Origin of the sequence: Pseudomonas sp. PP3 (assembly GCF_905336995.1) — a bacterium.
GTDB lineage: Bacteria > Pseudomonadota > Gammaproteobacteria > Pseudomonadales > Pseudomonadaceae > Aquipseudomonas > Aquipseudomonas reinekei.
Window position 1 is genome coordinate 5,408,010 of sequence record NZ_HG995459.1, and the last position, 18,784, is coordinate 5,426,793.

The 18,784-nt window shown below is 59.7% G+C and carries 24 protein-coding genes and 1 pseudogene; 11 read left to right on the forward strand and 14 right to left on the reverse strand.

The genetic code is table 11. The annotated features are described in order from the left end of the window. Positions 1-58: 58 nt before the first annotated feature. The 7 genes from murA to KHO07_RS24650 form a co-directional block, all read right to left on the reverse strand. Positions 59-1,324 carry a UDP-N-acetylglucosamine 1-carboxyvinyltransferase gene (murA, locus tag KHO07_RS24620; protein WP_150731837.1) on the reverse strand — a complete coding sequence of 422 codons (1,266 nt, stop codon included), beginning with the start codon at positions 1,322-1,324 and terminating at the stop codon, positions 59-61. A 22-nt stretch (positions 1,325-1,346) separates the two neighbouring features. Continuing rightward, positions 1,347-1,586, reverse strand: coding sequence for a BolA family protein (locus KHO07_RS24625; protein ID WP_007912386.1), 240 nt, complete (start codon positions 1,584-1,586; stop codon positions 1,347-1,349). Between the two features lie 114 nt (positions 1,587-1,700). Next, positions 1,701-2,006 (reverse strand): STAS domain-containing protein, encoded by a 306-nt coding sequence (locus tag KHO07_RS24630; RefSeq protein WP_150731836.1) that lies wholly within the window; start codon positions 2,004-2,006, stop codon positions 1,701-1,703. After that, complete coding sequence (locus tag KHO07_RS24635; protein ID WP_212625792.1) at positions 2,003-2,659, reverse strand: ABC transporter substrate-binding protein; 657 nt, start codon at positions 2,657-2,659, stop codon at positions 2,003-2,005. Before KHO07_RS24635 ends, KHO07_RS24630 begins: the two co-directional genes overlap by 4 nt. A gap of 11 nt (positions 2,660-2,670) precedes the next feature. Next, positions 2,671-3,138 (reverse strand): outer membrane lipid asymmetry maintenance protein MlaD, encoded by a 468-nt coding sequence (mlaD, locus tag KHO07_RS24640; RefSeq protein WP_056855035.1) that lies wholly within the window; start codon positions 3,136-3,138, stop codon positions 2,671-2,673. Next, positions 3,138-3,935 (reverse strand): lipid asymmetry maintenance ABC transporter permease subunit MlaE, encoded by a 798-nt coding sequence (gene mlaE, locus KHO07_RS24645; RefSeq protein WP_075947613.1) that lies wholly within the window; start codon positions 3,933-3,935, stop codon positions 3,138-3,140. Before mlaE ends, mlaD begins: the two co-directional genes overlap by 1 nt. Further along, positions 3,935-4,744, reverse strand: a complete 810-nt coding sequence (locus KHO07_RS24650; RefSeq protein ID WP_075947614.1) for an ATP-binding cassette domain-containing protein — start codon at positions 4,742-4,744, stop codon at positions 3,935-3,937. Before KHO07_RS24650 ends, mlaE begins: the two co-directional genes overlap by 1 nt. Before the next feature lie 275 nt (positions 4,745-5,019). Here KHO07_RS24650 and KHO07_RS24655 point away from each other — a divergent pair, with 275 nt between their 5' ends. The 10 genes from KHO07_RS24655 to KHO07_RS24700 all read left to right on the forward strand — a co-directional run bounded on the left by KHO07_RS24655 (position 5,020) and on the right by KHO07_RS24700 (position 12,045). Continuing rightward, positions 5,020-5,994 (forward strand): KpsF/GutQ family sugar-phosphate isomerase, encoded by a 975-nt coding sequence (locus KHO07_RS24655; RefSeq protein ID WP_150731834.1) that lies wholly within the window; start codon positions 5,020-5,022, stop codon positions 5,992-5,994. Then, on the forward strand, positions 5,994-6,518 hold the full coding sequence (locus KHO07_RS24660; RefSeq protein WP_212625793.1) for an HAD family hydrolase: 525 nt from the start codon (positions 5,994-5,996) through the stop codon (positions 6,516-6,518). The genes KHO07_RS24655 and KHO07_RS24660 overlap by 1 nt, the downstream gene beginning before the upstream one ends. Before the next feature lie 7 nt (positions 6,519-6,525). Next, positions 6,526-7,098 carry an LPS export ABC transporter periplasmic protein LptC gene (gene lptC, locus KHO07_RS24665; protein WP_150731832.1) on the forward strand — a complete coding sequence of 191 codons (573 nt, stop codon included), beginning with the start codon at positions 6,526-6,528 and terminating at the stop codon, positions 7,096-7,098. Next, a complete protein-coding gene (lptA, locus tag KHO07_RS24670) occupies positions 7,085-7,633 on the forward strand; it encodes a lipopolysaccharide transport periplasmic protein LptA (protein ID WP_075947618.1) in 549 nt (182 codons plus the stop codon). The genes lptC and lptA overlap by 14 nt, the downstream gene beginning before the upstream one ends. Continuing rightward, positions 7,633-8,358, forward strand: a complete 726-nt coding sequence (gene lptB, locus KHO07_RS24675; RefSeq protein ID WP_008054366.1) for an LPS export ABC transporter ATP-binding protein — start codon at positions 7,633-7,635, stop codon at positions 8,356-8,358. Before lptA ends, lptB begins: the two co-directional genes overlap by 1 nt. Before the next feature lie 182 nt (positions 8,359-8,540). Next, the gene (locus KHO07_RS24680; RefSeq protein WP_150731831.1) at positions 8,541-10,034 is read left to right on the forward strand and encodes an RNA polymerase factor sigma-54; all 1,494 of its coding nucleotides are present in this window, start codon (positions 8,541-8,543) and stop codon (positions 10,032-10,034) included. 74 nt (positions 10,035-10,108) lie between these two features. Then, positions 10,109-10,417, forward strand: a complete 309-nt coding sequence (gene raiA / locus KHO07_RS24685; RefSeq protein WP_007941242.1) for a ribosome-associated translation inhibitor RaiA — start codon at positions 10,109-10,111, stop codon at positions 10,415-10,417. Positions 10,418-10,429: 12 nt separating this feature from the next. Beyond that, a complete protein-coding gene (gene ptsN / locus KHO07_RS24690; protein WP_075947620.1) occupies positions 10,430-10,894 on the forward strand; it encodes a PTS IIA-like nitrogen regulatory protein PtsN in 465 nt (154 codons plus the stop codon). A 2-nt stretch (positions 10,895-10,896) separates the two neighbouring features. Beyond that, the gene (rapZ, locus tag KHO07_RS24695) at positions 10,897-11,754 is read left to right on the forward strand and encodes an RNase adapter RapZ (protein ID WP_150731830.1); all 858 of its coding nucleotides are present in this window, start codon (positions 10,897-10,899) and stop codon (positions 11,752-11,754) included. A gap of 15 nt (positions 11,755-11,769) precedes the next feature. Next, positions 11,770-12,045 (forward strand): HPr family phosphocarrier protein, encoded by a 276-nt coding sequence (locus KHO07_RS24700; protein ID WP_180205699.1) that lies wholly within the window; start codon positions 11,770-11,772, stop codon positions 12,043-12,045. Between the two features lie 13 nt (positions 12,046-12,058). On the opposite strand, the gene KHO07_RS24705 is transcribed toward KHO07_RS24700, so the two are convergent. From KHO07_RS24705 to pmbA, 5 genes and pseudogenes are all read right to left on the reverse strand, one after another. Next, entirely contained in the window at positions 12,059-12,952 is an 894-nt protein-coding gene (locus tag KHO07_RS24705; protein ID WP_150731828.1) for a ZIP family metal transporter, read from the reverse strand. Positions 12,953-12,982: 30 nt separating this feature from the next. Beyond that, on the reverse strand, positions 12,983-13,594 hold the full coding sequence (locus KHO07_RS24710) for a superoxide dismutase (protein WP_212625794.1): 612 nt from the start codon (positions 13,592-13,594) through the stop codon (positions 12,983-12,985). A gap of 1 nt (position 13,595) precedes the next feature. Then, positions 13,596-14,036: a hypothetical protein gene (locus KHO07_RS24715; protein WP_212625795.1), complete on the reverse strand. Its 441-nt coding sequence runs from the start codon at positions 14,034-14,036 to the stop codon at positions 13,596-13,598. Between the two features lie 63 nt (positions 14,037-14,099). Continuing rightward, positions 14,100-14,189 (reverse strand): annotated as a pseudogene (locus KHO07_RS24720) (FagA protein); the annotation flags it as partial. Between the two features lie 215 nt (positions 14,190-14,404). Further along, on the reverse strand, positions 14,405-15,751 hold the full coding sequence (gene pmbA, locus KHO07_RS24725) for a metalloprotease PmbA (protein WP_150731825.1): 1,347 nt from the start codon (positions 15,749-15,751) through the stop codon (positions 14,405-14,407). A gap of 108 nt (positions 15,752-15,859) precedes the next feature. Between pmbA and yjgA the strand changes: the two genes are divergently transcribed. Then, positions 15,860-16,384, forward strand: a complete 525-nt coding sequence (gene yjgA / locus KHO07_RS24730) for a ribosome biogenesis factor YjgA (protein ID WP_034148278.1) — start codon at positions 15,860-15,862, stop codon at positions 16,382-16,384. A 54-nt stretch (positions 16,385-16,438) separates the two neighbouring features. On the opposite strand, the gene tldD is transcribed toward yjgA, so the two are convergent. Further along, positions 16,439-17,881: a metalloprotease TldD gene (tldD, locus tag KHO07_RS24735; RefSeq protein ID WP_075947625.1), complete on the reverse strand. Its 1,443-nt coding sequence runs from the start codon at positions 17,879-17,881 to the stop codon at positions 16,439-16,441. A gap of 18 nt (positions 17,882-17,899) precedes the next feature. Further along, positions 17,900-18,748, reverse strand: a complete 849-nt coding sequence (locus KHO07_RS24740) for a carbon-nitrogen hydrolase family protein (RefSeq protein WP_212625796.1) — start codon at positions 18,746-18,748, stop codon at positions 17,900-17,902. Positions 18,749-18,784: the final 36 nt, after the last annotated feature.

Here is an 18,784-nt window from a genome sequence, read left to right on the forward strand (position 1 = left end):
GAAACCGGCTCGACTTCAACAATTCAACGGGCACGTCCCTGTGCCCATGCAGCAGCCACTAGCCCGGAACGCGACGGATCTTGGCGCCCAACATCTGCAGCTTCTCTTCGATGCACTCGTAACCACGGTCGATGTGGTAGATGCGGTCGATCAGGGTATCGCCTTCGGCGATCAACGCCGAGATCACCAGGCTGGCCGAAGCACGCAGGTCGGTAGCCATGACTGGCGCACCCTTGAGCTTTTCGGTGCCGGTGACGATGGCGGTGTTGCCTTCGACCTGGATCTTGGCGCCCATGCGATGCAGTTCGTAAACGTGCATGAAGCGGTTTTCGAAGATCGTCTCGATCACAGCGCCCGTGCCTTCGGCAATGGCGTTGAGGGAGATGAACTGCGCCTGCATGTCGGTCGGGAACGCCGGGTACGGAGCGGTCCGCACGTTGACGGCTTTCGGCCGCTTGCCGTGCATGTTCAGCTCGATCCAGTCTTCACCGGTGGTGATTTCAGCACCCGCTTCACGCAGTTTTTCCAGGACGGCTTCGAGGATGGTCGGATCAGTGTCCTTGACCTTCACACGACCGCCGGTCACGGCAGCAGCCACCAGGTAGGTGCCGGTTTCGATACGGTCCGGCATCACCTTGTAAGTGGTGGTGTGCAGACGCTCGACGCCATCGATGGTGATGGTGTCGGTACCGGCGCCGGAAACCTTGGCACCCATGGCGTTCAGGAAGTTCGCCAGGTCGACGACTTCAGGCTCGCGTGCGGCGTTGGCCAGGACGCTGCGGCCCTTGGCCAAAGCAGCGGCCATCATGATGTTTTCGGTACCGGTCACGCTGACGGTGTCGAAGAAGAAGTGCGCACCGCGCAGGCCGCCTTCAGGCGCCTTGGCCTTGATGTAGCCGCCTTCCACGTCGATGACCGCGCCCATGGCTTCCAGGCCACGGATGTGCAGGTCAACCGGACGCGAGCCGATGGCGCAACCGCCAGGCAGGGCCACTTCGGCTTCGCCGAAACGGGCAACCATCGGACCCAGTACCAGGATCGACGCACGCATGGTCTTGACCAGTTCGTACGGAGCGATCAGGGTCTTGATGGTGCGCGGGTCGATTTCAACGGCCAGCTTCTCGTCGATCACCGGCTCGATGCCCATGCGACCGAACAGTTCGATCATGGTGGTGATGTCGTGCAGGTGCGGCAGGTTGGCAACGGTTACCGGGCCATCGCACAGCAGCGTGGCTGCCAGGATCGGCAGGGCAGAGTTCTTTGCCCCGGAGATGCGGATTTCGCCATCAAGACGAGCACCGCCAGTAATAATCAATTTATCCATAAGAATCTCGACGCCCTTGGGCTCAGGTGCGCTCGGCCCAGGCCGCGCTGCTGAAAAATTTCATAGTGACCGCATGGATGCTGCCATCGGTGATCCATGGGTTCAAATGGGCATAGATCTGCTGCTGACGCTTCACCGGGCTCAACGCCGCCAGTTCATCGCTAATCACGTTCAGCTGGAAATTGCAGCCTTCGCCCTCAACTTCTACCAGCGTTCCGGGCAGCTTTCCTTCAAGGAAGCTCTTCACTTCTACGGCCTGCATGCTCAACCTCAATCGGCGCCCTGTGCGCGCGGGTCGGACATCATACAAAAAAGCCCCGCGCCTGCGAACCCCGCGGAGCAGGACTCTGACGGGGGGCTTCTTTATAGATGCGGGTTATGGATGCGCCAACAGCTCGGTCAGCTCACTGACTTGAGCGATTTCACGCATGTCTTCTGGCATTGCGCGGATGCTCAGCGCCTTGCCGGCGGCCTGCGCGTCACGCATGAAGCACAGCAACAACGACAATCCGACGCTGCTGGACTTCTCAACCGCCGAACAATCGACCACCACTGACGCCGCCTTGCTGGCTTTGATCAGCGCCTGGCCCTGCTTGCGCAGGCCAGGACCGGTGCGGTAATCCAGCACGCCGCTGAGCCGCAGCTCGCCGGTTTCGTCCATCCGGACTGCCGTCTCACTCATTGAGCTTGCTTCTCGGGAGATTGCTCAGCGGTTTCCTTGGCCTTGGCGACTTCCCCGGCCCAACCATTGATGGTCTTGTCCAGATCGTTGCCATTGCGCTGCATCGCATCAGCGAACTGATCACGGAACAGCTTGCCGATGTTGATACCGTTGATGATGACGTTGCGTAGTTTCCACTCACCATTGATCTTTTCAAGCGTGTAGGACACAGGATAGATCGCGCCACTGCTGCCCTTGACGGTCATGCCGACGCTGGTGCGGTCGCCCGACTCGTCCTTGGCCGGCTCAACGGTAATGCCCTGGTTGTTGTATTCGAGCAAGGCGTTGCCATAGAACTGGAACAGACCCCTCTTGAAGTTCTCTTCAAAGGTTTTCATCTGCGCGGGGGTGGCTTTGCGCGAGTACTTGACCGTCATGATGCTCTTGGAGATGCCCTCGGCATCAACGACCGGTCCGACGATGCTATTCAGCGCGGCATAGAAGTCAGCCGGGTCTTGTTTGTACTTTTCTTTATTGGCTGCCAGATCGGCCAGCATCCGGTTGGTAGTGTCCTGTACCAGTTCGTGCGCGGAAGTAGGCGCCGCCACGGCGTTAGCCATCAACGGCAAGGCCGTGAGTAATACCAACAGGCCACGTCGCAAGGTAGAGATCATTTACAAATTCCTCATTTGGGGTCTTTGCTAACGGTGTTGAGAAGGAACTTACCGATCAGATCCTCGAGCACCAGCGACGACTGGGTGTCATGGATGGTCCCGCCATCCTTGAGCAGGGCTTCTTCCCCGCCCACGCTGATACCGATGTACTTCTCGCCCAACAGCCCAGCGGTCAGGATAGATGCAGTGGAGTCAGCCGGCAGATTATCTACGCGTTTCTCCAGCTGCATGGTCACTCGACCGGTGAAACTGTCGCGATCCAGATCAATCGCTGTGACCTTGCCGATGGTCACACCGGCCATGGTCACTTTAGCTCTGACCGTCAAACCGGCGATATTGTCGAAATACGCATAAAGTTTATAGGTGTCGGTGCTCGGGCTCGGGGACAGGCCACTGACCCGCAATGCCAGCAGCAACAAAGCCAGGATGCCAGCCAGCAAGAAAAGGCCGACACCGATTTCCAGGGTGCGGTTTTGCATCAGAAATCTCCAAACATCAAGGCGGTCAGAATAAAGTCCAGGCCGAGCACTGCCAAAGAGGCATACACCACGGTCTTGGTAGTGGCACGACTGATCCCCTCGGAAGTGGGCTCGCAGTCATAGCCTTGGAATACGGCGATCCAGGTCACAACGAAGGCAAAGACGATGCTTTTGATGATGCCGTTGAGCACATCGTCAGCGAAAGTCACGCTGTTCTGCATGTTCGACCAGTAGGAGCCTTCGTAGACACCCAGCCAGTCGACGGCCACCCACGAACCACCCCAGATACCCACCACGCTGAAAATCATCGCCAGCACCGGCAGGGAAATGAAGCCGGCCCACAGGCGCGGGGCAATGATGTACTTGAGCGGGTCGACACCGATCATTTCCAGGCTGGAAAGCTGTTCGGTGGACTTCATGTTGCCGATTTCGGCGGTCAGCGCCGAACCGGCACGCCCGGCGAACAGCAACGCGGTCACCACTGGCCCCAGCTCACGCAACAGCGTCAGCGCCACCATCTGCCCCACAGCCTGCTCCGATCCGTAGCTGGACAGGATGTTGAAGCCTTGCAGCGCCAGCACCATACCGATGAACACCCCGGAGACAACAATGATCACCAGGGACATCACGCCCACCGAATGCAGTTGCTTGACCAGCAGACCGAAACCGCCGCCAATGCCGCCGCGGCCCAGCAATGCGTGAAACAGGAACAGCGTCGAGCGCCCGAACACCGCCAGCATATCGATGCCGGCGTGGCCGAAGCGGCGCACTCGTTCTAATAGTGAAATCTTGCGCATCAACGCTTCCCCAGAAGATCTGCGCGGTAATCCGTCGCTGGAAAGTGGTACGCGACCGGGCCATCGGGCTCGCCGGTCATGAATTGACGGATGCGCGGGTCGTCCGAGTTCATCAGCTCGTCCGGCGTGCCCTGCCCCAACACCTGCCCGTCGCCCACTACATAGATGTAGTCGGCAATGCTCGCGGTTTCGGCCAGGTCGTGGGAAACCACGATGCTGGTGATGCCCAAGGCATCGTTGAGCAGGCGGATCAGGCGCACCAATACGCCCATGGCGATGGGGTCCTGGCCAACAAAGGGCTCGTCATACATGAGAATTTGCGGATCGAGCGCAATCGCCCGCGCCAACGCGACACGACGCTTCATGCCACCGGACAGTTCGTCGGGCATCAGGTCGATGGCGCCGCGCAAACCCACGGCCTGCAATTTGAGCAGGACGATATCCCGGATCATTTCTTCCGGCAGCTCGGTGTGAACGCGCAGTGGAAAAGCCACGTTCTCGAACACGTCGAGATCGGTGAACAGTGCGCCACTCTGGAACAGCACGCCCATGTGCTTGCGGGCATCGAACAGATCGCTGCGCGACAGCGTCGGCAGGTTCTGCCCATTGACCCAGACTTCGCCGCTGGAGGGACGCAACTGCGCGCCCATCAACCGTAACAGCGTGGTCTTGCCACACCCGGAAGGCCCCATGATGCCGGTGACCTTGCCGCGGGGAATACGGATATCGACGTTATTGAAAATGCTGCGCGCACCGCGCTTGAAGGTCAGTCCCTTCAGCTCGACCGCGTAGGCGTTATCGGCACTCATCTAAACTCCTTGCGATGCAGCCTCTCACTCGGACGCCTGACTTCCTGACGAAAGCACATGCCTCTCGGGCGGGCCGAACTGGCGGCGAACTATATCACTGCAATGGTCACGCGCCCAAGGCCAAAGCCGGGCCATATTCGGTCATATGCCGGCCATGAAGCGTCATTTAGAGGGATTAAGTAACAAGGAATGACAATGCGCGACGAACTTGCGTGAGGGTTTCGATCATAACCGCTATAATCGCCGCCTTTTCATCAGGCTAAACGATTTCTGACATGAGCCAATCCAGCGACCTGATTCAATCCGCCCAACGCACCATCCGCCTCGAAGTGGAAGCCGTTCAAGGCTTGCTGCCACAAATCGACGCGGATTTCGTACGCGCCTGCGAGATGATTCTGGCCAGCAAAGGCCGCGTTGTCGTGGTCGGCATGGGCAAGTCGGGGCACATCGGCAACAAGATCGCCGCCACCCTCGCCAGCACCGGCACCACGGCGTTTTTCGTCCACCCGGCTGAGGCCAGCCATGGCGACATGGGCATGATCACCCGTGACGACGTCATCCTGGCGCTGTCGAACTCCGGCTCCACCAATGAAATCGTCACCCTGCTGCCACTGATCAAGCGCCTGGGCATCCAGTTGATCAGCATGACCGGCAACCCTGAGTCGCCGCTGTCCAAGGCCGCCGAGGTCAACCTGAATGTCCACGTTGAGCACGAAGCCTGCCCGCTGAACCTGGCACCGACCTCATCGACCACCGCTGCACTGGTCATGGGCGATGCCCTGGCCGTCGCGCTGCTCGAGGCCCGCGGCTTTACCGCTGAAGATTTCGCGTTTTCGCACCCGGGCGGCGCCCTTGGCCGTCGCCTGCTGCTGAAAGTGGAAAACGTCATGCACGCCGGGCAGGAGTTGCCGCAAGTCCAGCGCGGCACCCTGCTCAAGGATGCGCTGATGGAAATGACCCGCAAGGGCCTGGGCATGACAGTGGTCCTCGAAACCGATGGCAAGCTGGCCGGGATTTTTACCGACGGTGATTTGCGCCGCACCCTGGACCGCAGCATCGACATCCACAGCGTCACGATCGATCAGGTCATGACCGCCCACGGCAAGACCGCCCGCGCCGAGATGCTCGCCGCCGAGGCCCTGAAAATCATGGAAGATCACAAGATAAACGCACTGGTGGTGGTCGACAGCGAAGACCGTCCGGTCGGCGCCTTGAACATGCACGACTTGTTGCGTGCGGGGGTAATGTAATGAGTGCTGACCTGCTGCAACGCGGCAAAGCGATCAAACTGGCGGTTTTCGATGTCGACGGCGTCCTCACCGACGGTCGCCTGTATTTCCTTGAAGACGGCAGCGAATTCAAGACCTTCAACACCCTCGACGGCCAGGGCATCAAAATGCTGATGAACGCCGGCGTGCAAACCGCCATCATCAGCGGCCGCAAGACCCCGGTGGTTGAGCGCAGGGCAAAGAATCTCGGCATACCGCACCTGTTCCAGGGCCGCGAAGACAAACTGGTCGTTCTCGACGGTCTTCTGGAGCAACTAGGCTTAAGCTATGAACAGGTCGCCTACCTCGGTGACGACCTGCCGGACCTGCCGGTGATTCGCCGTGTCGGACTGGGCATGGCCGTGGCCAACGCTGCCAGCTTCGTGCGCGAACACGCCCACGGCGTCACCCAGGCCCGCGGCGGCAAAGGTGCCGCCCGCGAATTCTGCGAACTGATCCTGCGCGCCCAGGGCCGCCTCGATGCGGCTAACGCCGCGTACCTGTGAGCCAAAAATGCTGAGCAAAAAGATTCGCAACATACTGGTGTTCGGCTGCATCACGGCGATTTTCGCCGCGGTCGGCTATTGGAACATCAGTCCGGAACGCTTCCTCGACAAGCCGGTCGCGCAGGTCGATGACAGCGCAATCGACTACTACGCCATCAACGCCCACAGCGTGCAGTACCTGCCCGACGGCAAGTTGCAGTATGAAATGACGTCGGACAAGGTCGAGCACGTGAAGGCGACCGAAGTGACGCTGCTGACCAACCCGGACCTGAACATGTTCCGCGGCACGCAGTTCCCGTGGCACGTCCAGAGCGAAAAGGGTGAGGTCAATCCTGACGGCACCCAGGTCGAACTGATCGACTCGGTACGCATCACGCGTTTCGACGAGAAAAACCGCAGAACCCTGATCACCACCACTCGTATGACGGTGTTCCCGCAGCAGCAATATGCGCAGACCGAGCAACCCGTTAGAATCGACGGCGCTGGCGGTGTATCGACTGGCAAGGGAATGAAAGCGTATTTGAAAGAAAGCAGGATACACCTGCTATCGAACGTAAGAGGACAGTATGAGGCTCGTTAAAACCCTCCCTATTTTGCTCGGTCTGGGCGCAGCACTGGGAAGCGTGAGCGCCTGGGCTCTGCCGACCGATCAGCAGCAGCCTATCCGCATTCAGGCCGACGATGCCCAACTGGACGACAAGAATGGCGTTGCCACCTACACGGGCGATGTGATCATTACCCAAGGGTCGATGAAAGTGACCGGCAATAAAGTCACCATGACCCGTGCGCCGAATGGCGACATCGACGTTGTGACTTCGGTGGGCAACCTGGCCTACTTCGAGCAACTGCAAACGGCGGGCGACACCAAGCCGGTGCAGGGCTACGGCGTCACCATCCAGTACCACGCCACGCAAGACCGCGTCGTGCTGATCGACCGCGCCAAGGTCATCGACAAGGACGGCAACGTGACCCAGGGCGAGAAAATCGTCTATGACACCAACAAGAAGCTCGCCAGCGCCGGCCGCGCAACAGGCACCAACGTGACCGAGTCGCGTCCGCGCATTGACATGGTGATCCAGCCGAAAAAGAAAACCGACGAGCAAAAGGCCCAGTAATGGCAACTCTGAAAGCTCAGCATCTGGCCAAGAGCTACAAGAGCCGCCAGGTCGTGCGTGACGTCAGCCTGTCTATCGACAGCGGTCAGATCGTCGGCCTGCTCGGCCCCAACGGCGCCGGCAAGACCACCTGCTTCTACATGATCGTCGGCCTGGTGCAGGCCGATCAGGGCCGCGTACTGATCGACGACCTGGACGTCAGCCACCAGCCAATGCACGGTCGTGCGAAGGCTGGCATCGGCTATCTTCCGCAAGAAGCATCGATCTTCCGCAAACTCTCGGTAGCCGACAACATCATGGCGATCCTCGAGACCCGCAAGGAACTCGACAAGGCCGGCCGTCGCAAGGAACTGGAAAGCCTGCTGCAGGAATTCCACATCAGCCACATCCGCGACAACCTCGGCATGAGCCTGTCTGGTGGTGAGCGCCGCCGCGTGGAAATCGCCCGGGCACTGGCCACCAACCCGAAATTCATCCTCCTCGACGAACCTTTCGCCGGTGTGGACCCGATTTCGGTGGGCGACATCAAACAGATCATCCATCACCTCAAGGCCAAAGGCATTGGCGTACTGATCACTGACCACAACGTCCGTGAAACCCTGGATATCTGTGAGACCGCCTACATCGTCAACGATGGCCAGCTGATCGCTGAAGGCGACGCCGAGACCATCCTGGCTAACGATCTGGTCAAGGAAGTGTATCTGGGCCACGAGTTCCGCCTGTAAGCGCTGAAGTCGTGATGGCGGCACAGTTCGCGACAAACAGTAAAAATCAACAGGTTTTTATTGTTACAGCGCTCTAGGCAAACACTTCAGTTTCAGGCATATAATTTGCTTATGTTTGGCGCTTCGGCGCCCTGTAGTGGATGGCGCATGTGCGCCGGCGAATAAGGTGTTAAGCCCCTGCCATGAAACCATCGCTAGTCTTGAGAATGGGCCAGCAGCTGACGATGACACCGCAGCTGCAACAGGCCATCCGCCTGCTCCAATTGTCGACCCTGGACCTGCAACAGGAAATCCAGGAGGCCCTGGAGTCCAATCCGATGCTCGAACGCCAGGAAGAAGGCGAGGATTTCGACAATTCCGACCCCCTGGCCGACAACGCCGAACAAAAACCCAACGTAGAGATCCAGGAACCCTCTTACCAGGAAAGCGCCCCGACGGTAGATAACCTCGAGGAAGGCGACTGGAACGAGCGTATCCCCAATGAGCTGCCGGTCGATACCGCGTGGGAAGACGTCTACCAGACCAGCGCCAGCAGCCTGCCGAGCAACGATGACGACGAGTGGGATTTCACCACCCGCACCTCGGCCGGCGAGAGCCTGCAGAGCCATCTGCTGTGGCAACTGAACCTGGCACCGATGTCCGACACCGATCGCCTGATTGCCGTGACCCTGATCGATTGCATTAACAATCAGGGCTATCTGGACGAGACACTCGAGGAAATCCTTGAAGCGTTCGATCCGGAACTGGACATCGAACTGGACGAAATCGAAGCCGTCCTGCACCGCATCCAGCAATTCGAACCGGCCGGCATCGGCGCCCGCAACCTCGGCGAATGCCTGTTGCTGCAACTGCGCCAGCTGCCTGCCAAGACACCGTGGCTGGCTGAAGCCAAGCGTCTGGTCACTGACTACATCGACCTGCTCGGCAGCCGTGATTACAGCCAGCTGATGCGTCGCATGAAGCTCAAGGAAGACGAACTGCGCCAGGTCATCGAACTGGTTCAGAGCCTCAACCCGCGCCCGGGCTCGCAAATCGAGTCCTCCGAAGCCGAGTACGTCGTTCCCGACGTCATCGTGCGCAAGGACAACGAACGCTGGCTGGTGGAGCTCAATCAGGAATCGGTGCCACGGCTGCGGGTCAACGCCCAGTACGCCGGCTTTGTACGCCGGGCCGACACCAGCGCCGACAACACCTTCATGCGCAATCAGTTGCAGGAAGCCCGCTGGTTCATCAAGAGCCTGCAGAGCCGCAACGAAACCCTGATGAAAGTAGCCACCCAGATCGTCGAGCATCAGCGCGGCTTCCTGGAATACGGCGACGAAGCCATGAAACCCCTGGTCCTGCATGACATTGCTGAAGCAGTCGGCATGCACGAGTCGACCATCTCCCGGGTGACCACACAAAAGTTCATGCATACCCCTCGGGGAATTTATGAGCTGAAATACTTTTTCTCCAGCCACGTCAGCACCTCCGAAGGCGGCGAATGCTCGTCTACGGCGATCCGCGCGATCATCAAAAAACTGGTTGCCGCTGAAAATCAGAAAAAGCCGTTGAGTGACAGCAAGATCGCTGGTTTACTGGAGGCACAAGGCATTCAGGTGGCTCGCCGCACCGTCGCCAAGTACCGCGAATCCCTCGGGATCGCGCCTTCGAGCGAACGCAAGCGGTTGATGTAGAGCCACGCCACAGCGTTCCAGTGGCAGATCATCTGATCTGCCGCTTTATGCACTGGCAACGAAGGAGAAGCTGTATGCAAGTCAACATCAGTGGACACCAACTGGAAGTGACCGAACCTCTTCGCACCTACATCGGCGAAAAACTCGAACGATTAGAGAGGCATTTCGACAAGATCACCAACGTGCAGGTCACGATGACGGTCGAAAAGCTCAAACAGAAAATCGAAGCCACGCTGCATATTCCCGGCAATGAAGTGGTCGCCAACGCGGAACATACCGACATGTACGCAGCGATCGACGCCTTGACCGACAAGCTGGATAAACAACTCAAAAAGCATAAGGAAAAGACCCAGAGCCTCCTCCAGGGCGCGACCGGTCGTTAACACTCCCTACCCATGATCCGACTTGAAAGCATCCTGACCCCCGGCCGTTCCCTGGTGAACGTGCCGGGCGGCAGTAAAAAGAAAGCCCTCGAGCAAATTGCCAACCTCATCCATCGCGAAGTGCCGGATCTGGCCATGCAGGATGTCTTCGAGAGCCTGGTCGCCCGTGAAAAACTCGGTTCAACCGGTTTTGGCAACGGTATCGCCATCCCCCACTGCCGCCTCAAGGGCTGTACTTCACCCATCAGTGCCTTGATGCACCTTGACGCCCCTATCGATTTCGATGCCATCGACGGCGCACCGGTTGACCTGCTGTTCGTTCTGCTGGTCCCGGAAGCCGCTACCGATGCGCACCTGGAACTGCTTCGTCAGATCGCCAGCATGCTCGACCGCAAGGAAGTGCGTGAAAAACTGCGCAGCGCGCCGAGCAATGAAGCCTTGTATCAGGTTGTCCTGGACGAGCAAAACGGGCATTAATCATGCGCTTGATCATCGTCAGCGGTCGCTCCGGCTCAGGTAAAAGTACCGCCCTCGATGTACTCGAGGACAACGGCTATTACTGCATCGACAACCTGCCTGCCGGGTTGCTGCCAGAGCTGGCCGAGCGCGCACTGATCCACACCGAACTGGCACAACCGCTGGTTGCCGTGTCCATCGATGCGCGCAACTTGCCGAGTCACCTGTCGCGGTTTCCGGAGCTGCTCGAAGAAGTCCGCAGCCGGCACATCCAGTGTGATGTCCTGTACCTGGATGCCGATGAAGAAACCCTGCTCAAACGCTTTTCGGAAACCCGCCGTCGTCACCCATTGAGCAGCGCCAATCGCTCGCTGGCCGAAGCCATCCATGACGAGACGAGCCTGCTCGGCCCCATTGCCGATCTTGCCGACCTCAAAGTCAACACCACCAACCTGAACCTGTATCAGCTGCGCGATACGATCAAGCTGCGCTTGCTGAACCAGCCGGAACCCGGCACAGCGTTTCTGGTGGAGTCTTTCGGATTCAAGCGTGGCATGCCGGTGGACGCCGATCTGGTGTTCGACGTGCGCTGCCTGCCCAACCCCTACTGGAAGCCCGAACTGCGCGCGCAGTCCGGTCTTGATCAACCGGTGGCCGAGTACCTGGCGGCACAGCCGGATGTCGAGGAGATGTTCCAGGACATTTCCGCGTACCTGCTCAAATGGTTACCGCGCTTTGCGGCCAGTAACCGCGCTTATGTCACTATTGCCATCGGTTGCACCGGCGGGCATCACCGCTCCGTCTACCTGACCGAACGCCTGGGCAAGACCCTGCAACAATCCCTGAAGAACGTCCAGGTTCGCCACCGCGACCTCAGCTAAAGGATTCACATCGCGATGCCTGCTCTGGAAATCGAAATCATCAACAAGCTGGGCCTGCACGCCCGGGCATCTGCAAAATTCGTTGGGGTCGCCGGTCAGTTCAAGGACTGCACGATCAGGGTCGGCCGCACGCCGGAAACCACCGTCGACGGCAAAAGCATCATGGCCATGATGATGCTCGCGGCCGGCAAAGGCACCAAGATCCATCTGAGCACTGAAGGCGAGCAGGAACAGGAAGCGCTGGATGCGCTGGTGGCATTGATCAACAATTACTTCGATGAAGGCGAGTAAAGATCAACATCTTTTAGCCCAGCGCGGTATCCATCACCATCATCAAGCAAAACCCGATCAACAACCCAAGACTGGCCAGTTTGTCGTGACCATGCCGGCGGGATTCGGGAATGACTTCGTGGGTGACCACCAACAACATGGCCCCTGCCGCCAATGCCAGCCCCAATGGCAACAACAGTTCGGCCAGGCTCACCAGCCACGCGCACAGCAGCGCGAACACCGGTTCGACCAACCCTGATGCAGCGCCGATCAGGAATGCCTTGAACCGCGACATCCCTGCCCCGGCCAGCACCAGCGCAATCACCAACCCTTCCGGCACATCCTGCAAGGCAATGCCCATCGCCAGACTGTCGGCATCCGGCATGCCGCCGCCCGCGGATACACCAACCGCCATGCCTTCGGGAATGTTATGGGCAATGATCGCAAACACGAACAGCCAGATCCGCGGCGGGATCACCGGGTGCTCTGCTGTGCCCACAAGCAACTCCGGTGAAGCCCCGGAGACCTTGCGATCGACCAGGAACAACCCGAAGGCCCCGAGCATGATGCCAAAACATATCAGGCCGCTGGCCGCCCACGGGGTCATGCCAAGGTTTTCTGCCGCAGCAATACCCGGCACGATCAGCGAAAACGCGGTCGCGGCGAGCATCACGCCAGCACCAAAGCCCAGCAAGGAATCGCTGAGTGCCTGGGGCATGTGCCGGATTACCAGCACCGGCACCGCTCCGAGCGCAGTTCCGAGGGCGCAAATAGCGCCACCCTGCAATGCCCGTGACAGCTTCGGCTCCAGGTCCAGCCATTCCAGCCCGTGCGCAACCAGCAAACTCATGCCCGCCAGCAGTAGCAGCGATCCAACCGCGTAACGAAACATTCGTCCACTTCCGATCGCCAGTGTTTCAGTGCCCATAGTCAGCCTTGCATGGTTTTTTTAGAAGACTTAACCCAGTGCGGCCTGGTAGCGCGCAGCGACTTCCGGCCAATTGATCACGTTATAGAACGCACCGATGTATTCGGGACGACGATTCTGATACCGCAGATAGTAGGCGTGCTCCCAGACATCCAGCCCCAGAATCGGCGTGTTGCCATTCATCAACGGGCTGTCCTGATTGCCGCTGCTTTCCACGATCAGTGTCTTCTGCGGCGTCACGCTCAGCCAGGCCCAACCGCTGCCGAAACGAGTCAGCGCGGCTTTGGTGAACGCCTCTTTGAAACGGTCCAGACCGCCCAGTTCTTCGTCGATGGCCTTGGCCAGCGGGCCATCGGGCTTGCCACCGCCCTGTGGCGCCATGACTTCCCAGAATAGTGAATGATTGGCATGTCCGCCGCCCTGATTGATCACAGCCGCGCGGAGCTTCTCCGGCAGTTGCTGCACGGCGGCCACCAGTTTTTCCACTGGCCATTCGGCGAACTCGGTGCCTTCGACAGCCGCGTTCAGATTGTTGATGTAAGTCTGGTGGTGCTTGGTGTAGTGGATCTCCATGGTCTGCGCATCGATGTGCGGCTCCAGGGCATCGTAGGCATAAGGCAAGGCAGGCAGGGTAAAAGCCATTTCAATGGACTCCATGATGGTGAGGCGCAAAGGGCTGCGACGGCGAGGCAGCATCGATGTGCAGCAACCGATGGGTGCGTGGGTATTCACCGTGCTCGCTGATGAAATTCAGCAGTTCGACATAGGTTTTGCTGCTCTGGCGAAGTGCGGCTTCACGCAGGGCTGGCGACAGTCGAGGGTCCTGCATGGTCTTCAACAGCCGCTGGTGAATGGCGCACAAATACTCGGCACTCTCCTCCGGCTGGTTCAAACGCAAATGCAGGTCCGCCAGGTTGTGATGGGAAATTACGCAAGCCGCCACCGCTTCATCGGGATCAGCCCAGCGCTCGAACAACACCTGTGCGAGCGCCAATGCCTGTAAATAAGCCTCACGAGCATCAACCAGTTCGCCCAACATGAAACAGCGATTGGCTCTTTCGATCGTGCGTTTCCAGTGCTCCATGGAGAGCCTCCAAAGCGGTAGCGGGGTTTTACACGCCGCCCGCGGTCAGTTTTTCCGGGTTGATGGTTCGTGGTGATTCATCGCGCAACGGATCTGGCGACTGATCCAGCGCCAGCTTTCGAGATGCAGCTGCTCGTGCAAGGCAAAACTCATGATCCGGGCTCGCTCGGTAATGAGATTTATTATTAGATGATAATGAGAACCAAAACAAGGGTGATATAGCGGACAAAATATTCTGTAGGAGCCGGCTTACTGGCGATGGCGGTTTTGAAATCGCCAACGAGCCGGCGCCTGCAGTGATTTGCGTAAAACCAATAAAAAAGGCGCGCCACCCGATGGGTGGCGCGCCTTTTTGTGTAGCGGGAAAGTTAGCTGCCGGCGACAGTCATCCGCTCAATGAGCACCGAGCCCGTGCGAATGTTGCTGCGCAACTCCAGATCATTCCCCACGGCAACAATCTGCTTGAACATGTCGCGCATGTTGCCGGCGATGGTCACTTCCTGCACCGCGAACTGGATCTCGCCGTTCTCGATCCAATAACCCGCCGCGCCACGGGAGTAGTCACCGGTGACCATGTTCAGACCGTGGCCCATCAGTTCGGTGACCAACAAACCGCGGCCCATCCGTCGCATCAAGGCAGCCTGGTCTTCATCGCCATGGGTGACGAACAGGTTGTGTACGCCACCGGCGTTCGCGGTGCTCGGCATGCCGAGTTTGCGCCCGGAATAGGTGCCGAGAATGTAGGAAACCAATTCGCCTTTTTCGACAAACGGCTTGGCATAAGTTGCCAAGCCATCGCCATCGAACGCTGCGCTGCCCATGGCGCGCATCAGGTGCGGACGCTCATCGATGGTCAGCCATTCCGGGAACAACTTCTGCCCCAGAGTGCCTTCGAGGAAGGAGGATTTGCGATACAGGCTGCCGCCGGAAATCGCCGAGAGGAAACTGCCGAACAAGCCACCGGCCAATTCCGCCGAAAACAGTACCGGCACTTCACAGGTCGGCACCGGGCGCGCGCCCAAACGGCTCGCCGCTCGCTGTGCAGCACGCTGACCGATGCTGACCGGGTCGGCCAGCAAATTGCCTTGGCGGTTTACGTCGTACCAGTAATCGCGCTGCATCTGACCATCGGCCTCGGCGATCATCACGCAGCTCAGGCTGTGCCGCGTCGACGCATAACCGCCGACAAAACCGTGGCTGTTGCCATAGACCCGGCATCCCTGGTGCGTGCTCAACGTGGTGCCGTCGGCGTTCTTGATTCGGCTGTCGGCAGCAAACGCTGCAGCTTCGCAAGCCAGCGCCTGCTCGATGGCTTGTTCCGGGGTGATATCCCATTGGTGGAACAGGTCGAAATCCTGCACGTCACGCGCCATCAGCGCAGCGTCCGCCAGGCCTGACGCTTCGTCTTCAGAGGTGTGCTTGGCAATCGCCAGCGCCGCCGCGACGGTTTCGCGAATCGCGTCCGGGCCACTGGCGGAAGTGCTGGCCGAACCCTTGCGCTGACCGACGTACAAAGTGATGCCAAAACCCTGATCACGATTGAATTCGACAGTTTCGACCTCACGCTGACGCACCGTGGTCGACAGGCCCTGCTCCAGGGACACCGCCACTTCACAGGCACTGGCGCCCTGGCGCTTGGCTTCAGCGATGATCTGCTCGACTTGCTCCTGCAGTGCCGGCAACGCTTGTGGGCCGACGCTTTCAACTGCACTCATGCTGTTCTCCACTCAAATTCTGCTTTCGGTAACGGTCATCGAGCGACCGGGCCGGACAAGCGGCCCCCGACTGGTTATCATGGCGGCGTTTCTTTGCGGACGGCCACCATGGTTGATTCTTACGACGACTCCCTCGATACGGGAGAAAAAAGCAAATCCCAGGTTAAACGCGAGCTGCATGCTCTGGTTGACCTCGGCGAGCGCCTTACAACACTCAAGCCTGACTTGCTGGCTAAACTGCCGTTGACCGACGCTATGCGCCGGGCTCTGGCCGATGCGCCCAAGCACACCGCGAATATCGCGCGTAAACGGCACCTTCAGTTCATCGGCAAACTGATGCGCGATCAGGACACTGACGCCATTCTGGTTTTGCTCGATCAACTCGATGCCTCCACTCGCCAGTACAACGAACGCTTCCATAACCTGGAGCGCTGGCGCGATCGCCTGATCGCCGGCGACGATGCCGTACTGGAAAAATTCGTCGTCGACTACCCGGACGCGGACCGCCAGCAATTGCGCTCCCTGATCCGTCAGGCCCAGCACGAGGTTGCGCAAAACAAACCTCCTGCTTCCAGCCGTAAAATCTTCAAATACATCCGTGAGCTGGACGAGACTCAACGCGGTCTGCGTTAAGCCTCACAGTCCTGAGGGCGCTGCCGGCAGCGCCCTCAGGGGATGTTCCCATCCTTATGCGCCCGTGCCACCCACGGTGATCGCATCAATCTTCAGCGTTGGCTGGCCGACACCCACCGGCACCGACTGCCCATCCTTGCCACACGTCCCCACACCGCTGTCCAGCGCCAGATCGTTGCCCACCATCGACACTTTGCTCATGGCTTCCGGACCATTGCCGATCAAGGTCGCGCCTTTGACCGGTGCAGTGATCTTGCCGTCTTCGATCAGGTATGCCTCGCTGGTGGAGAACACAAACTTGCCGCTGGTGATGTCCACCTGCCCGCCGCCGAGGTTGGCGCAGTAGATGCCGCGCTTCACCGAAGCGATGATTTCTTCAGGATCGCTTTCGCCGGCCAGCATGTAGGTGTTGGTCATGCGCGGCATCGGCAGGTGCGCATAGGATTCGCGGCGACCGTTACCGGTGCGCGCCACGCCCATCAGGCGCGCGTTGAGCTTGTCTTGCATGTAGCCTTTGAGGACGCCGTTCTCGATCAGCGTGGTGCACTCGGTCGGCGTACCTTCGTCGTCGACGCTCAGGGAGCCGCGGCGCCCCGACAGGGTGCCGTCATCGACGATGGTGCACAGGCTGGACGCGACCCTCTCACCCATGCGCCCGCTGTAGGCCGAACTGCCCTTGCGGTTGAAATCACCTTCCAGACCGTGACCGACCGCTTCGTGCAGCAGCACGCCGGACCAACCGGAGCCGAGCACCACCGGCAGCGTACCGGCCGGCGCGGGGATGGCTTCAAGATTGACCAGTGCCTGACGCAGCGCTTCACGGGCATAACCCATGGCGCGGTCTTCGGCGAGGAAGTAACGGTAATCGGTACGACCGCCACCACCATGACCACCGCGCTCACGACGGCCGTTCTGCTCAACGATCACGCTGACGTTGAAACGCACCAGCGGTCGCACGTCCGCCGCCAGACCACCATCGGTGGATGCCACCAGAATTCGCTCCCAGACCCCGGCCATGCTCACGGTCACTTGCTGGATACGTGGGTCGAGGGCGCGTGTCGCGGCGTCGATGCGCTTGAGCAGGTCGACCTTTTCGGCGCGGGTCAGTACTTCCAGCGGATTGTCCGGCCCGTAAAGCTGAGCGACGTCTTGGGTAGTAAACGCTTGCACGGTGCCGTTCTGTCCCGCCCGGGAGATCGAACGGGCAGCACGGGCCGCTGCGCCCAAGGCTTCCAGAGTGATGGCGTTGCTGTAGGCAAAACCGGTTTTCTCTCCCGATTGCGCACGCACGCCTACGCCTTGGTCGAGGTTGAAGCTGCCTTCCTTGACGATGCCGTCTTCCAGCGCCCAGGACTCGGATATCTGGCCCTGAAAATACAGGTCGGCGGCATCGATGCCCGGGCCGGCCAGGTCGCCGAGTACGCCTTGCAGGCTCTCGATCGTTACGCCGCCAGGCGCCAGGAGGTGTTCACTGACTGAGGACAACAACTCGCTCATATGCTTTACGCCTTAAATTCATCGTTCTGAGGCAGGTCGCTGGGCGCCCTGCGAGAAAAAGCGCCGGTGGCTGGACACCGGCATCCGCGCCCGGATGGACGCCTGTTCGCTGCTATCGCGTTCGGCCAGCAGCACGGCCTCGCCTTGATCCTGTTGCGCCAGCACCCGGCCCCACGGATCGATGATGGCAGCATGACCGAATGTTTCCCGTGGCCCCGGATGGGTTCCACCCTGGGCGGCCGCGAGCACATAACATTGCGTCTCGATGGCCCGTGCGCGAATCAGCACATCCCAGTGCGCGGCGCCGGTCACCGCAGTAAAGGCCGATGGTGCGGTAATCAGTTCCGCACCGGCTGCACGCAGTTCGCTGTACAGCTCCGGGAAGCGCAAGTCGTAACAGACCGTCAGGCCGACCCGGCCAACCGGCGTGTCCGCCACCACGACCCCACTGCCATAAGCATAGTCATCGGATTCACGATAACGGCCACGATTGTCGGCCACGTCGACGTCGAACAGGTGCAGTTTGTCGTAGCGCGCCACTGTTTCGCCCTGATCATTGACCAGCAGCGAGCAGGCATGCGACTTGGCCGTCGGATGATCTACTGGCGGCAACGGCAAGGTGCCGGCCACTATCCATAACTTGAGGTCGCGAGCAGTCTGTTTCAACCACGGCAGGATCGGACCTTCGCCCATGGCTTCGGCGCGGCCGATGTCGGCAATGTCGCGCCGCCCCATGGCGGCGAAATTTTCCGGCAGCACGGCAAGCTTCGCTCCGCCGGCTGCAGCCTGTTCCAGCAGGCGTCGGGCCTGGGACAGATTGGCCAGCACATCGCTCTGGCTGACCATTTGAATCACCGCTACAGACATGACGCACTCCTGAATCGATAGGCGTCCATGCTACTC

What these genes read in the sequence shown, in the direction of transcription:
- murA (WP_150731837.1), bottom strand. Translation starts at nt 1,324, where the DNA reads ATGGATAAATTGATTATTACTGGCGGTGCTCGTCTTGATGGCGAAATC.
- KHO07_RS24625 (WP_007912386.1), bottom strand. Translation starts at nt 1,586, where the DNA reads ATGCAGGCCGTAGAAGTGAAGAGCTTCCTTGAAGGAAAGCTGCCCGGA.
- KHO07_RS24630 (WP_150731836.1), bottom strand. Translation starts at nt 2,006, where the DNA reads ATGAGTGAGACGGCAGTCCGGATGGACGAAACCGGCGAGCTGCGGCTC.
- KHO07_RS24635 (WP_212625792.1), bottom strand. Translation starts at nt 2,659, where the DNA reads ATGATCTCTACCTTGCGACGTGGCCTGTTGGTATTACTCACGGCCTTG.
- mlaD (WP_056855035.1), bottom strand. Translation starts at nt 3,138, where the DNA reads ATGCAAAACCGCACCCTGGAAATCGGTGTCGGCCTTTTCTTGCTGGCT.
- mlaE (WP_075947613.1), bottom strand. Translation starts at nt 3,935, where the DNA reads ATGCGCAAGATTTCACTATTAGAACGAGTGCGCCGCTTCGGCCACGCC.
- KHO07_RS24650 (WP_075947614.1), bottom strand. Translation starts at nt 4,744, where the DNA reads ATGAGTGCCGATAACGCCTACGCGGTCGAGCTGAAGGGACTGACCTTC.
- KHO07_RS24655 (WP_150731834.1), top strand. Translation starts at nt 5,020, where the DNA reads ATGAGCCAATCCAGCGACCTGATTCAATCCGCCCAACGCACCATCCGC.
- KHO07_RS24660 (WP_212625793.1), top strand. Translation starts at nt 5,994, where the DNA reads ATGAGTGCTGACCTGCTGCAACGCGGCAAAGCGATCAAACTGGCGGTT.
- lptC (WP_150731832.1), top strand. Translation starts at nt 6,526, where the DNA reads ATGCTGAGCAAAAAGATTCGCAACATACTGGTGTTCGGCTGCATCACG.
- lptA (WP_075947618.1), top strand. Translation starts at nt 7,085, where the DNA reads ATGAGGCTCGTTAAAACCCTCCCTATTTTGCTCGGTCTGGGCGCAGCA.
- lptB (WP_008054366.1), top strand. Translation starts at nt 7,633, where the DNA reads ATGGCAACTCTGAAAGCTCAGCATCTGGCCAAGAGCTACAAGAGCCGC.
- KHO07_RS24680 (WP_150731831.1), top strand. Translation starts at nt 8,541, where the DNA reads ATGAAACCATCGCTAGTCTTGAGAATGGGCCAGCAGCTGACGATGACA.
- raiA (WP_007941242.1), top strand. Translation starts at nt 10,109, where the DNA reads ATGCAAGTCAACATCAGTGGACACCAACTGGAAGTGACCGAACCTCTT.
- ptsN (WP_075947620.1), top strand. Translation starts at nt 10,430, where the DNA reads ATGATCCGACTTGAAAGCATCCTGACCCCCGGCCGTTCCCTGGTGAAC.
- rapZ (WP_150731830.1), top strand. Translation starts at nt 10,897, where the DNA reads ATGCGCTTGATCATCGTCAGCGGTCGCTCCGGCTCAGGTAAAAGTACC.
- KHO07_RS24700 (WP_180205699.1), top strand. Translation starts at nt 11,770, where the DNA reads ATGCCTGCTCTGGAAATCGAAATCATCAACAAGCTGGGCCTGCACGCC.
- KHO07_RS24705 (WP_150731828.1), bottom strand. Translation starts at nt 12,952, where the DNA reads ATGGGCACTGAAACACTGGCGATCGGAAGTGGACGAATGTTTCGTTAC.
- KHO07_RS24710 (WP_212625794.1), bottom strand. Translation starts at nt 13,594, where the DNA reads ATGGCTTTTACCCTGCCTGCCTTGCCTTATGCCTACGATGCCCTGGAG.
- KHO07_RS24715 (WP_212625795.1), bottom strand. Translation starts at nt 14,036, where the DNA reads ATGGAGCACTGGAAACGCACGATCGAAAGAGCCAATCGCTGTTTCATG.
- pmbA (WP_150731825.1), bottom strand. Translation starts at nt 15,751, where the DNA reads ATGAGTGCAGTTGAAAGCGTCGGCCCACAAGCGTTGCCGGCACTGCAG.
- yjgA (WP_034148278.1), top strand. Translation starts at nt 15,860, where the DNA reads ATGGTTGATTCTTACGACGACTCCCTCGATACGGGAGAAAAAAGCAAA.
- tldD (WP_075947625.1), bottom strand. Translation starts at nt 17,881, where the DNA reads ATGAGCGAGTTGTTGTCCTCAGTCAGTGAACACCTCCTGGCGCCTGGC.
- KHO07_RS24740 (WP_212625796.1), bottom strand. Translation starts at nt 18,748, where the DNA reads ATGTCTGTAGCGGTGATTCAAATGGTCAGCCAGAGCGATGTGCTGGCC.